The 11,755-nt window shown below is 69.3% G+C and carries 10 protein-coding genes; 6 read left to right on the top strand and 4 right to left on the bottom strand.

What is annotated here, in order from left to right; all coding sequences use genetic code 11:
- Nucleotides 1-231 precede the first annotated feature (231 nt).
- The 3 genes from ilvD to HMPREF2716_RS03400 all read left to right on the top strand — a co-directional run bounded on the left by ilvD (nt 232) and on the right by HMPREF2716_RS03400 (nt 4,297).
- Nucleotides 232-2,070 carry a dihydroxy-acid dehydratase gene (gene ilvD / locus HMPREF2716_RS03410; RefSeq protein ID WP_003084436.1) on the top strand — a complete coding sequence of 613 codons (1,839 nt, stop codon included), beginning with the start codon at nt 232-234 and terminating at the stop codon, nt 2,068-2,070.
- Between the two features lie 229 nt (nt 2,071-2,299).
- Nucleotides 2,300-3,685 (top strand): nucleobase:cation symporter-2 family protein, encoded by a 1,386-nt coding sequence (locus tag HMPREF2716_RS03405; RefSeq protein WP_031800098.1) that lies wholly within the window; start codon nt 2,300-2,302, stop codon nt 3,683-3,685.
- 138 nt (nt 3,686-3,823) lie between these two features.
- The gene (locus tag HMPREF2716_RS03400) at nt 3,824-4,297 is read left to right on the top strand and encodes a metallophosphoesterase family protein (protein ID WP_003102894.1); all 474 of its coding nucleotides are present in this window, start codon (nt 3,824-3,826) and stop codon (nt 4,295-4,297) included.
- A 15-nt stretch (nt 4,298-4,312) separates the two neighbouring features.
- On the opposite strand, the gene HMPREF2716_RS03395 is transcribed toward HMPREF2716_RS03400, so the two are convergent.
- From HMPREF2716_RS03395 to HMPREF2716_RS03385, 3 genes are all read right to left on the bottom strand, one after another.
- The gene (locus HMPREF2716_RS03395) at nt 4,313-4,819 is read right to left on the bottom strand and encodes a dihydrofolate reductase (RefSeq protein ID WP_003084430.1); all 507 of its coding nucleotides are present in this window, start codon (nt 4,817-4,819) and stop codon (nt 4,313-4,315) included.
- An 82-nt stretch (nt 4,820-4,901) separates the two neighbouring features.
- Complete coding sequence (locus HMPREF2716_RS03390; RefSeq protein ID WP_023120154.1) at nt 4,902-5,942, bottom strand: hypothetical protein; 1,041 nt, start codon at nt 5,940-5,942, stop codon at nt 4,902-4,904.
- On the bottom strand, nt 5,939-7,033 hold the full coding sequence (locus tag HMPREF2716_RS03385) for a hypothetical protein (protein ID WP_083318184.1): 1,095 nt from the start codon (nt 7,031-7,033) through the stop codon (nt 5,939-5,941). The genes HMPREF2716_RS03390 and HMPREF2716_RS03385 overlap by 4 nt, the downstream gene beginning before the upstream one ends.
- A 209-nt stretch (nt 7,034-7,242) precedes the next feature.
- Here HMPREF2716_RS03385 and HMPREF2716_RS03380 point away from each other — a divergent pair, with 209 nt between their 5' ends.
- Nucleotides 7,243-8,394 (top strand): glycerophosphodiester phosphodiesterase, encoded by a 1,152-nt coding sequence (locus HMPREF2716_RS03380; protein ID WP_003102904.1) that lies wholly within the window; start codon nt 7,243-7,245, stop codon nt 8,392-8,394.
- Between the two features lie 36 nt (nt 8,395-8,430).
- Here HMPREF2716_RS03380 and HMPREF2716_RS03375 read toward each other — a convergent pair whose 3' ends face one another.
- On the bottom strand, nt 8,431-8,793 hold the full coding sequence (locus HMPREF2716_RS03375; RefSeq protein WP_003102907.1) for a hypothetical protein: 363 nt from the start codon (nt 8,791-8,793) through the stop codon (nt 8,431-8,433).
- Between the two features lie 191 nt (nt 8,794-8,984).
- Between HMPREF2716_RS03375 and HMPREF2716_RS03370 the strand changes: the two genes are divergently transcribed.
- Both HMPREF2716_RS03370 and HMPREF2716_RS03365 read left to right on the top strand, forming a co-directional pair.
- Nucleotides 8,985-10,370 (top strand): DUF2868 domain-containing protein, encoded by a 1,386-nt coding sequence (locus HMPREF2716_RS03370; protein ID WP_070621813.1) that lies wholly within the window; start codon nt 8,985-8,987, stop codon nt 10,368-10,370.
- Nucleotides 10,363-11,742, top strand: coding sequence for a GTPase/DUF3482 domain-containing protein (locus tag HMPREF2716_RS03365; RefSeq protein ID WP_003117881.1), 1,380 nt, complete (start codon nt 10,363-10,365; stop codon nt 11,740-11,742). The genes HMPREF2716_RS03370 and HMPREF2716_RS03365 overlap by 8 nt, the downstream gene beginning before the upstream one ends.
- The last annotated feature ends 13 nt before the right edge of the window (nt 11,743-11,755 follow it).

Raw genomic sequence — 11,755 nt, 5'->3', positions numbered from 1 at the left:
GCGCCGCTCCGCCGACCGCCAGCCTTCCCCATTCGCCCGCTCTGGGCTTAGAATCCGGGCATTCCTCGCCAATCATCCCCCGGCGGGCAGTGAGCCCAGGCCGTCGCCAATGGTGACCCCATTCAGACCCCGGCCAACTCCGTACACTCGGCTATTCCCCGTTTGCATCCGGTTCCTTCGACGCTCACGATACAGTCATAACCCGAACCTGATTAGCCGCAGGAAATCGTCATGCCCGATTACCGCTCGAAAACCTCCACCCACGGCCGCAACATGGCCGGCGCCCGCGCCCTCTGGCGCGCCACCGGGATGAAGGACGAAGACTTCAAGAAGCCGATCATCGCCATCGCCAACTCCTTCACCCAGTTCGTGCCCGGCCACGTGCACCTGAAGGACCTCGGCCAACTGGTCGCCCGCGAGATCGAGAAGGCCGGCGGCGTGGCCAAGGAATTCAACACCATCGCCGTCGACGACGGCATCGCCATGGGCCACGACGGCATGCTCTATTCGCTGCCGAGCCGGGAGATCATCGCCGACTCCGTGGAATACATGGTCAACGCCCACTGCGCCGACGCCATCGTCTGCATCTCCAACTGCGACAAGATCACCCCCGGCATGCTGATGGCCGCGCTGCGCCTGAACATCCCGGTAGTGTTCGTCTCCGGCGGGCCGATGGAAGCCGGCAAGACCAAGCTGGCCAGCCACGGCCTGGACCTGGTCGATGCCATGGTGGTGGCCGCCGACGACTCCTGCTCCGACGAGAAGGTCGCCGAGTACGAGCGCAGCGCCTGCCCGACCTGCGGCTCCTGCTCCGGCATGTTCACCGCCAACTCGATGAACTGCCTGACCGAGGCGCTCGGCCTGTCGCTGCCGGGCAACGGCTCGACCCTGGCCACCCACGCCGACCGCGAGCAACTGTTCCTGCGCGCCGGGCGCCTGGCCGTGGAACTCTGCCAGCGCTACTACGGCGAAGGCGACGACAGCGTGCTGCCGCGCAACATCGCCAACTTCAAGGCCTTCGAGAACGCCATGACCCTGGACATCGCCATGGGCGGCTCGACCAATACCATCCTGCACCTGCTGGCCGCCGCCCAGGAGGCCGAGGTGCCGTTCGACCTGCGCGACATCGACCGCCTGTCGCGCAAGGTGCCGCAACTGTGCAAGGTGGCGCCGAACATCCAGAAGTACCACATGGAAGACGTGCATCGCGCCGGCGGCATCTTCTCCATCCTCGGCGAACTGGCCCGCGGTGGCCTGCTGCACACCGACGTCCCCACCGTGCACAGCCCGAGCATGGCCGACGCCATCGCCCAGTGGGACATCACCCAGACCCGCGACGAAGCCGTGCACACCTTCTTCAAGGCCGGTCCGGCGGGCATCCCGACCCAGACCGCGTTCAGCCAGAACACCCGCTGGCCGAGCCTGGACGACGACCGCGCCGAGGGCTGCATCCGCAGCGTCGAGCATGCCTATTCCAAGGAAGGCGGGCTGGCCGTGCTCTACGGCAACATCGCTCTCGACGGCTGCGTGGTGAAGACCGCCGGGGTCGACGAGTCGATCCACGTGTTCGAAGGCAGCGCGAAGATCTTCGAAAGCCAGGACGCCGCGGTGAAAGGCATCCTCGGCGACGAGGTGAAGGCCGGCGACATCGTGATCATCCGCTACGAAGGACCGAAGGGCGGGCCGGGCATGCAGGAAATGCTCTATCCGACCAGCTACCTGAAGTCCAAGGGCCTGGGCAAGCAGTGCGCCCTGCTCACCGACGGACGCTTCTCCGGCGGAACCTCGGGCCTGTCCATCGGTCACGCCTCCCCGGAAGCCGCCGCCGGCGGCGCCATCGGCCTGGTGCAGGACGGCGACAAGGTGCTGATCGACATTCCCAATCGCTCGATCAACCTGCTGGTCAGCGACGAAGAACTCGCCGCACGCCGCGCCGAACAGGACAAGAAGGGCTGGAAGCCGGCCGCGCCGCGTGCCCGCCGCGTCAGCACCGCGCTCAAGGCCTACGCCCTGCTCGCCACCAGCGCCGACAAGGGCGCGGTACGCAACAAGGCGCTGCTGGACGGCTGAATCGTCCCGCGACGAAAAAAGCCCGGTCCCGCGCCGGGCTTTTTCATTCACGCGTACGCGCGCCGAATGGCGGATAATCGCAAGCGGTCATTCGCCCTACCGCTCACCCACGCTCCAACCGTAGGGCGCATACGCCACCGGCGTTATCCGCCGACATGCGGCGCAGCCAGGCCTGGGCGAGACCGTGTTCGCCCAGTAAAATCGCGCTCTTTTTCCCCGGACCGCCACCATGAGTTCCCTGCAAAGCCCGTCGGACGCCACCGCCCGCAACGACCTGGTCTATGGCCTGGACGACCGTCCCAGCGCTCCCATCGCCCTGCTCGCCGCCCTCCAGCACCTGCTGGCGATCATCGTGCCGATCGTTACCCCCGGCCTGCTGATCTGCCAGGCGCTGGGCGTATCGCCGCGCGACACCAATCTGATCGTGTCGATGTCGCTGGTGATCTCCGGCATCGCCACCTTCGTCCAGTGCAAGCGCTTCGGCCCGTTCGGCGCCGGACTGTTGATCGTCCAGGGCACCAGCTTCAACTTCGTCGGCCCGCTGATCGCCGGCGGGGCGCTGATGGTCAAGCAGGGCACGCCGGTGGAAAGCGTGATGGCGGCGATCTTCGGCGTGGTCATCGCCGGCTCCTTCGTCGAGATGGGCATCTCGCGCATACTGCCGTTCGTCAAGCGGCTGATCACCCCGCTGGTGACCGGCATCGTCGTGCTGATGATCGGCCTGACCCTGATCAAGGTCGGCCTGATCAGCATGGGCGGCGGCTTCTCGGCGATGTCCAACGGCACCTTCGCCAACGGCGAGAACCTGCTGCTGTCCGGCGTGGTGCTGGGCATCATCGTGGTGCTCAACCGCATCCCGGTGGTATGGATGCGCAGTTGCGCCATCGTCATCGCCCTGGCCGTCGGCTACGCGCTGGCCGGCTACCTCGGTCGCCTGGACTTCACCGGCATGCACCAGGCCGAGCTGTTCCAGGTACCGACCCCGCTGCACTTCGGCCTGGACTTCTCCTGGCCGCTGTTCATCCCGATGCTGGTGATCTACCTGGTCACCTCCCTGGAAGCCATCGGCGACGTCACCGCCACCAGCAAGGTGTCGAAGCAACCGGTGGAAGGCCCGCTGTGGATGCAGCGGATCAAGGGCGGCGTGCTGGTCAACGGCGCCAACTCGTTCCTCGCCGGTATCTTCAATACCTTCCCCAGCTCAGTGTTCGCCCAGAACAACGGGGTGATCCAGCTCACCGGCGTGGCCAGCCGCTACGTCGGCCTCTGGATCGCCGCCATGCTGGTCCTGCTCGGCCTGTTCCCGAGCGTCGCCGGGGTCATCCAGGCGGTGCCGGAACCGGTACTGGGCGGCGCGGCGATGGTGATGTTCGGCGCGGTGGCCGCTTCGGGCATCAACATCCTCGCCGGCATCCAGCTGGACCGCCGTGCCCTGCTGATCATCGCCGTATCCCTGGCCCTCGGCCTGGGCGTTTCGCAGGTGCCGGAGTTCCTCGCGCACATGCCCGCGGCGCTGCGCAACGTGCTGGAGTCCGGGGTCGCCACCGGCGGCATCTGCGCCCTGCTGCTGAACTGGTTCCTGCCGGAAAGCCCGGTCCAGAAGGCCGGACACTGATAGGCGCGGCGCCACCTCCGGGTGGCGTCGCGGTTTTCGCCGAAGGGTTTTCGTACCCGGCCAATGGTTGGGTATGATCGACGGCATGGCCATGCCCGTCGGCCACCCTCTTCCGTCCCGCAACCCGGACCCGCGCCCATGCCCCAGTCCCGCCGCCCGTTGCGCATCGGCCTGATCGCCGACACCCATGGCCTGCTCCGGCCCGAGGCGCTGGAACGGTTGCGCGGCTGCGACCAGTTGATCCATGCCGGCGACATCGGCAAGCCGGAAATCCTCGCCGAGCTGGAACGCCTGGCGCCGCTCTCGGTGGTGCGCGGCAACAACGACACCCAGGACTGGGCGGCGGACATCCCCGAGCGCCTGCTGCTAAAGATCGGCCGGCTGACCCTCTATGTGCTGCACGACCTCAAGCGACTCGACCTCGACCCGGCCGCCGAAGGCATCGACGTGGTGGTCGCCGGACATTCGCACAAGCCGCTGAAGGAAGAGCGCGACGGCGTGCTCTACCTCAACCCGGGCAGCGCCGGGCCGCGGCGCTTCAGCTTGCCGATCGGGATCGGCGTGCTGGAAGTGGCGGGGAAGAAGATCGAGGCGGAGCTGATCACCCTCTGACCCCGCCTGGAACCGTCAGCGGCGCTCCCATACCTCGAAGGCGTAGGCAGGCGCATCGTCAGCCGCGGCGTGTTCGATGCTCGACGCCAGGCGCCAGGCCGCACCATCGATCTCGGGGAAAAAGGCGTCGCCCTCCGGCGCCAGGCCAACCCGGGTCAGGTAGAGACGCGCGGCGCGCGGCAAGGCCTCGGCATAGAGCTGGGCGCCGCCGATCAGCATCAGTTCGTCGGCGTCCTCCGCCTGCGCCCACGCCTCGGCGCGCGCCAGCGCGGCGTCCAGGCTGGCGAACACTTCCGCACCTTCCAGTGCCAGGCCGGCCTGGCGGCTGACCACCAAGTTTAGCCGGCCCGGCAGCGGCCGACCCAGCGAGTCCCAGGTCTTGCGCCCCATGATCACCGGCTTGCCGAGGGTCATCGCCTTGAAATGCTTGAGGTCGGCCGGCAGGCGCCAGGGCAGGCGGTTGTCGATGCCGATCGCGCGGTTCTCGCCAAGGGCGGCGATCATCGCCAGCGGTCGTGCCATGGGGTTACCTCATCGTGGAAGGACAAAGGCGCGAGGATAAACACTCGCGCCGGCGGACTCCAGGCCAACTGTGCGGGCCGGCCTACAAGGGATTGGCATACGGCGGCACCTGCATGAAGAAGGTGCCATCCTCGTTGACCTGGGTGGTGCCGGTCGCCAGCACCTTGCGGTAGTCCTGCAGGTTGAAGGTCAGCACCTGATCCGGGGTCTCGGTCTTCAGCAGCACCTGGGCGTAGGTGATGAGGATTTCGAAGATCTTCAGGTCGCCCGACTGTAGCCAGAGGAAGGATGGGCCCGCCGCGGCCGGCGGGCTGAACACCGGCGACGGCTGGCCGGGCGCCTGGGAGAAACGCAGGTGCAGCCCCTGGTCGTCGAGCCAGGCCTCCTGTACGTGGCCGTCGATGCCCAGCAGCGGGAAGACCTTGCGGTAGTCCAGGCGCATGGCGCTGCCCACCAGGCTCGCCCCCGGCCGATCGAGGCTGACCAGCGCCGACATCGGCAGGCCGACCAGGCTCATCGCCCCGTACAGCGGCAGACCGATCACCCTCAACTGGTCGGGCCGATAGACCAGCGCGCCGCTGGCCGCGTCCACCTCCACGCCGCCGCCCAGCCGCAGCGGCAGCCAGGGCCCTACGCCGAGCGGACGCACCCGCCCCTCCACCTCCAGGCGTCCCGCCGCACTGCTCATGCGGAAGTCCTTCAACATGGTCCCGTCGTAGGCGAGGATGTGCTCGTTGAACAGGTTGGCCAGTTGCCGCGGGCTGAGCAGCACCTCGCCGTCCATCACCTGGAAATGCATGTCCTGCGGACGGTCGAAGTCCACCGGCTGGCCGGCCCGGTTCGGCACCAGCCAGCCCTTCACCTCGGGCACGTGGAAACCGATGTTGCCGCGCAGGTACATGTCCACGTTGCGCAGCAGTATGCCGACACCATCCTGGCCGGAATCCGCCGGCCCGGCCGTACGCATGGGCAGCGGCACCGGCGCCGGGGGGACCTGCCGGTACCAGCCCTCGCGCAGCAGGGCCAGTTCGCGCTGCTGCCGGTCGATGGCGCTTTCGGCCTGGGCCGCGCTGGCCGCCAACAGGCAACAGCCAAGCAGTACGCCCCACGGACGCCGGCTCACAGCCGTGCCTCCAGCGGCGCCGGCGCCTTCACCGGCGACACGGCGATCTGCACCATGCCGTCCTCGCGCAGGCGGATCACGCCGTTCTGCAGTTGCCGCCGGTAGTCGTAGAGATTGAACAGCAGCGGCTGCCCCGGGCTGAGGCTGGTGAACAGGGCATAGGCCTTGACCAGCACGGTGCGCGCCATCTTGATATCGCCGCCCTCGATGAACATGTAGCTGTCCGGCGCCCGTAATGCCGGCCATTGCAGGTCGGCCAGGGAGTCGCCGAGGGCGAGTTGCATGCCGCCGTCGGCCAGGGCCAGGCGACTGACGCGGAAGTCCAGGCGCGGCGGCGGGAACAAACCGTCGAGGTCGACGCGGATGCGGTTGCCGACCAGTTCCATGTGCCGGGTCTTCAGCTTCAGCACCTCGGACATCTCGATCGAGGCCGCCGCCAGCGACGAAGTGACCTCGACCCCGTCGACGAAGATCCGCCGGGGTACCAGGGTCACCTCCAGCGGACCGCTCAGCTCGATCTCGGTGAGCATCCGCAGCGGCCGCCAGCGCCCCTTGCGCAACAACTCGCCACGCACTTCCTGGCCGTCCTTGCGGGTGTTCATACTGAGGTTGCGCACGGCCGCGCGGGACGCGGCGAGGTCCTGGTTGAGCAGGGTCGCCAGGGTGGCGTCGCTGACGAATATCTCGCCGACCTGGATCCGCGCCACCATCGCCGTCGGATCGTCGAGCGACAAGGGCGCGCCGGGACGAGTCGGCTCCATGCGGATCAGCATGCGCTGGATGAAGAAACCGATGTCGTCGTGCAGGCGGAAGTCGGTATCGGCGATCCACAGTCGCGAACTCGCCGATCCCGAGCCGCGGGCGCCGACGCTCGCCTCCAGCGTGCGCGGCGGCACGGCGCTCATCAGGCTGTCCGGCTGGCGTCCCCAGTCATCGGTAGCGGCCGTCGGCACACGCGCTTCGACACGGGCCGGCGGCGCCACGGCCGGGCCGCCGCCGTGGGCATCGAAGGCCAGCCAGGCGCCCAGCAACAGGCAGGCCAGTTGCAACGACAGGCAGGGAAACGCGGAGGCAGGTTGCGCGGAAGCCATCACCGATCCTCTTATTGTTATGCGAGCGCCGTCACCCTATACCCTGCCCCGGCCGTCCGCCCCTTTCGTTGGATTGGCCGGGAAAACGCCGACGTCGTCACGCTGGCGGCGATTGTCACGGGAATGTCGCGAAACGGGCAAAGAAGTATCACCTGGCTGCGTCAATCTGCTGGACTGGAACACTCCCGAACCGCCGACGAGGACCCGTCATGCAACCAGCCTTCCTGCGCCGCCACCTCGGCGCCGCCTGCCTGATGCTCGCCGCTGGCCTGGCCAGCGCCGCCCACGCCGACACCGGCAACGTACAACGCGCCATCGACTGGGCCCAGGGCCAGGCCTCCGTTCGCCACCCGGCCAGCGACGAACGCTCGCCGCTGGTCATCGCCCACCGGGGCGCCAGCGGTTACGTACCGGAACACACCCTGGGCGCCTACGCCCTGGCGGTGATGATGGGCGCCGACTACGTCGAGCCGGACCTGGTGATGACCCGCGACGGCAAGCTGGTCGCCCGCCACGACAACGAGCTGGGCCTGACCACCGATGTCGCCCAGCACCCGGAATTCGCCGACCGCAAGCGCACGCAGAAAGTCGACGGAGTGGAACTCACCGGCTGGTTCAGCGAAGACTTCACCCTCGCCGAACTGAAGACCCTGCGCGCCATCGAGCGCATCCCCACGATCCGCCCGGGCAATGCGCGCCTGGACGGCACCTTCGAGATCCCCACCCTGCAGGAGATCATCGACCTGGTGAAAAGCCTGCAGATCAGCCAGCAACGCACCATCGGCCTGTACCCCGAGATCAAGCACGGCACCCACTTCCAGCGCCTCGGCCTGGCCATGGAACGCCCACTGGTGAAGACCCTGCACCGCAACGGCTACCTCGGTCCGCGCGCGCCGGTATTCATCCAGTCCTTCGAGGTGAACAACCTGAAGGAACTCAAGCGCCTCACCGGCATCCGCCTGGTCCAGCTCTACGGCAGCGGCCAGCCCTACGACCAGCAGGCTGCCGGCGGCAGCCTGACCTACGCCGAGATGGCCACCGCCAAGGGCCTGCGCCAGGTGGCGCGCTACGCCTACGGGGTCGGTCCGGACAAGAGCTACGTGATTCCCCGCGATGCCAACGGCAACCTCGGCCAGCCGACCCGCTTCGTCGGCGACGCCCACGCCGCCGGGCTGAAGGTGCATCCCTACACCTTCCGCGCGGAAAACAGCTTCCTTCCGGCGGAGTTCCGCAGCGCCGACGGCAACCCGCAGTCGCGCGGCGACCTGGCCGGCGAGATCAGGGCCTACCTCGACGCCGGCATCGACGGCCTGTTCAGCGACCAGCCGGACGTCGCCGTGCGCCTGCGCGAGCAGCGCTGACGCAGCCCGACCGGCGCTCGTACGCGGGCGCCGGCCTCATGGACACTCGATGTAGCCGTCGAAGGGCTGTGCCTTGCCTTTCTCCAGTGCCTGCCGCCTGATGTTCCGGCAGATCCGCCGATCGCGCTCGTGCATGGCGTCGATCGACGGGTTGCCAGTGGGTTCCATGCCCTTGTGGTCCTTGACGCCAAAGGTCACCAAGGGCTGCTCCGGCTCCACCCGGAAGCGCGACGGCGTTTCCTTCTCCTCCTTGCGCGACGGCGGATCCGCCGCCAGGGTCGGCAACTGGTCGGCCTGCACGCCATAGCGTTGCAGCAAGGAGCCATCGGGCAACTCGTCGGCCAGCGCGCCCGCCATCCCCAGCAACAGCGCCAGGGGGTATCGGCGTACTACCTTCATCTCAGTGTTCCTCTCGCTACCGGCGCCGAACGCTTTCGCCACGGCGCCAGTCAAAACCCCACACCCCGCCGCCAGCCGGCTGGCAAGCCAGCATGAGCCGCCGGGGCGCTTTTTGCTATGTTTGGCGCTGATCAGACGCCGTTGGCCGGGCACGATTCACGCTCGGCAGGGAAATCGACACAGGAGGTGACTTGAGTCACACGACGCATCCCGGCCTCGACGCCCTCTGGCTGACCGAGGCCGTTCGCCTGCGCGAGGAGCAGGCCGGTCCGCTGGAAGACAGCGAGGCGGTTCGCCAGGCGCTGGCCCAGGGCGGTTCCCTGCCGCGCCGTATTCTCACCCGCGCCCACTGGCTGGGCCGCCGCGAGGGCCTGCTCGACGCCCAGCGGACCTGGCGCCAGGGTTCGCGGCTGGCGCTGGCCCTGCTGCTGGTGCTGGCCCTGGCCAGCGGCGCCGGACTGGCCTTCGCCGCGCTCGGCGATGGCCAGCGCCCGGTCAACGTGTTCTGGGCGCTGGCCAGCCTCCTCGGCCTGCACCTGCTGACCCTGCTCGGCTGGGCCCTCGGCCTGCTCGCCGGCGGCGAGGCCGCGGGCGCGCTCGGCCGGCTCTGGCTGTGGCTCAGCGGCAAGCTGGCGCGCGATGCCCGCGCCGCGCACCTGGCGCCGGCGCTACTGGTCCTGCTCGGCCGGCGCCGGCTGGCGCGCTGGGGCCTCGGCGCGCTGGTCCACGGGCTCTGGCTGCTCGGCCTGCTGACCGCGCTGGCCATGCTCCTCGGCCTGCTGGCGACCCGCCGCTACGGTTTCGTCTGGGAAACCACCATTCTCGGCAGCGATACCTTCATCGCCCTTACCCAGGCGCTCGGCGCCCTGCCGGCGTTGCTTGGCTTCCCGTTGCCGGACGCCGAGCTGATCCGCGCCAGCGGCGACGCCGCCCTGGCCAGCGAAGCCGCACGGCACGCCTGGGCCGGCTGGCTGATAGGCGTACTGCTGGTCTATGGGGTCCTGCCGCGCGCGCTGCTCGGTCTGCTCTGCCTGTGGCGCTGGAAACGCGGCCTGGCCCACCTCGACCTGGACCTCGACGACCCAGGCTACAGCCTGCTGCGCGAACGCTTGATGCCGGCCAGCGAACGCCTCGGCGTCAGCGACGCGGCACCGGACTGGCTGCCGGAGCCGCAGGGCGGCCAGTCCGGCCAGGAAGCCGCCGGAGCGGTGCTGGTGGCGGTGGAGCTGGACGATCGCCGGCCCTGGCCGCCGAAGCTCGCCGAAGGCGTCGCCGACGCCGGCATCCTCGACGACGGCCAGCAGCGCCGTCGCCTGCTCGAACAACTGACCCGCTACCCGCCGGCGCGCCTGGCCATCGCCTGCGACCCGCGTCGCTCGCCGGACCGCGGCACCCTGGCACTGCTCGGCGAACTCGCCCGCTGCGCCGCCAGCACCCGCATCTGGCTGCTCCAGGCTCCGCCCGGCGAAGCGCTCGACAGCGACCGCCTGGGTGACTGGCACGCCGCCCTGGAACGCCTGCAACTGCCGCACAGCGAGACCTCGCCGCTGGCCTGGCTGGAGACCGGCCATGACTGAGCCGCTGATCCTGGCCGTGGTCGGCCACACCAATACCGGCAAGACCTCGCTGCTGCGCACCCTGACTCGCGACCGTGGATTCGGCGAAGTCTCCCATCGCCCCAGCACCACCCGCCACGTCGAGGGCGCCAGGCTGTCGGTGGACGGCGAAGCGCTGCTGGAACTCTACGACACGCCCGGCCTGGAAGACGCCATCGCCCTGCTCGACTACCTGGACGCCCTGGAGCGCCCCGGCGAGCGTCTCGATGGCCCGGAACGCATGGCGCGGTTGCTGGACAGCAACGAAGCGCGCGGGCGTTTCGAACAGGAAGCCAAGGTGGTCCGCCAGTTGCTCGCCTCCGACGCCGGGCTCTACGTGATCGACGCCCGCGAACCGGTGCTGGCCAAGTATCGCGACGAACTGGCGGTGCTCGCCGGCTGCGGCCGGCCGCTGCTGCCGGTGCTGAACTTTGTCGCCAGCCCGCAGCATCGCGAGGAGGAGTGGCGCGCCGCCCTCGCTCGCCTGGGCCTGCACGCCCTGGTGCGTTTCGACAGCGTGGCGCCGCCGCTGGACGGCGAACGGCGCCTCTACGAGAGCCTGGCGCTGCTGCTGGAGCGCGCCCGGCCGCAACTCGACCGGCTGATCGCCGACCATGAGACCCAGGCCGCCGCGCGCCTGCGCGCCGGGCAACGGCTGATCGCCGAATTGCTGGTCGACGTCGCCGCCTGCCGGCGCCTGGTGCCCGGCGGCGAAAGCGCCGTGCAGGAAGCCACCCGCGACCTGCACCAGCAGGTGCGCAAGCGCGAGCAGGCCTGCGTGGAAGCGTTGCTGCGGCTCTACGCCTTCGCCAGGGACGACGCCCGCGCCGCCGACCTGCCGCTGCTCGACGGCCGCTGGGGCGACGATCTGTTCAATCCGGAGACCCTGCGCCAACTCGGTATCCGCCTCGGCGGCGGGGTTGCGGCCGGTGCCGCGGCCGGCGCCGGCATCGACCTGCTGGTGGGCGGCGTCACCCTTGGCGCCGCCGCCGCCCTCGGTGCCCTCGCCGGCGGCGCCTGGCAGACCGTCGGCCACTACGGCTCGCGCCTGCTCGGCAAGCTCAAGGGCGCCCGCGAGCTGACCGTCAACGACGCCGTGCTGCGCTTGCTCGCGCTGCGCCAACGGCAGCTCCTGGCAGCCCTGCAAACGCGCGGCCACGCGGCGGTCGAGGCGATCCGCCTGGAAACCCCGGAGGACAAGCAGTGGCGCGAAGGCAAGCTGCCGGAAGCGCTGCGCAAGGCGCGCGCGCATCCGGAGTGGTCGTCGCTGAACGGCAGGCGGGTGGGCGGCAGCGACCGCCAGGAACAGATCGACGCGCTGGCCGAATTGCTGGAGAGCGGGCGCGGGGAATGACAGACTGGGCGAC

The sequence above is a fragment of the Pseudomonas sp. HMSC076A11 genome (assembly GCF_001810205.1).
GTDB classification, from domain to species: domain Bacteria; phylum Pseudomonadota; class Gammaproteobacteria; order Pseudomonadales; family Pseudomonadaceae; genus Pseudomonas; species Pseudomonas aeruginosa.
This window is presented reverse-complemented; position numbering and strand designations above follow the sequence as displayed.

What these genes read in the sequence shown, in the direction of transcription:
- ilvD (WP_003084436.1), top strand. Translation starts at nt 232, where the DNA reads ATGCCCGATTACCGCTCGAAAACCTCCACCCACGGCCGCAACATGGCC.
- HMPREF2716_RS03365 (WP_003117881.1), top strand. Translation starts at nt 10,363, where the DNA reads ATGACTGAGCCGCTGATCCTGGCCGTGGTCGGCCACACCAATACCGGC.
- HMPREF2716_RS03405 (WP_031800098.1), top strand. Translation starts at nt 2,300, where the DNA reads ATGAGTTCCCTGCAAAGCCCGTCGGACGCCACCGCCCGCAACGACCTG.
- HMPREF2716_RS03395 (WP_003084430.1), bottom strand. Translation starts at nt 4,819, where the DNA reads ATGGCACGACCGCTGGCGATGATCGCCGCCCTTGGCGAGAACCGCGCG.
- HMPREF2716_RS03375 (WP_003102907.1), bottom strand. Translation starts at nt 8,793, where the DNA reads ATGAAGGTAGTACGCCGATACCCCCTGGCGCTGTTGCTGGGGATGGCG.
- HMPREF2716_RS03400 (WP_003102894.1), top strand. Translation starts at nt 3,824, where the DNA reads ATGCCCCAGTCCCGCCGCCCGTTGCGCATCGGCCTGATCGCCGACACC.
- HMPREF2716_RS03380 (WP_003102904.1), top strand. Translation starts at nt 7,243, where the DNA reads ATGCAACCAGCCTTCCTGCGCCGCCACCTCGGCGCCGCCTGCCTGATG.
- HMPREF2716_RS03385 (WP_083318184.1), bottom strand. Translation starts at nt 7,033, where the DNA reads ATGGCTTCCGCGCAACCTGCCTCCGCGTTTCCCTGCCTGTCGTTGCAA.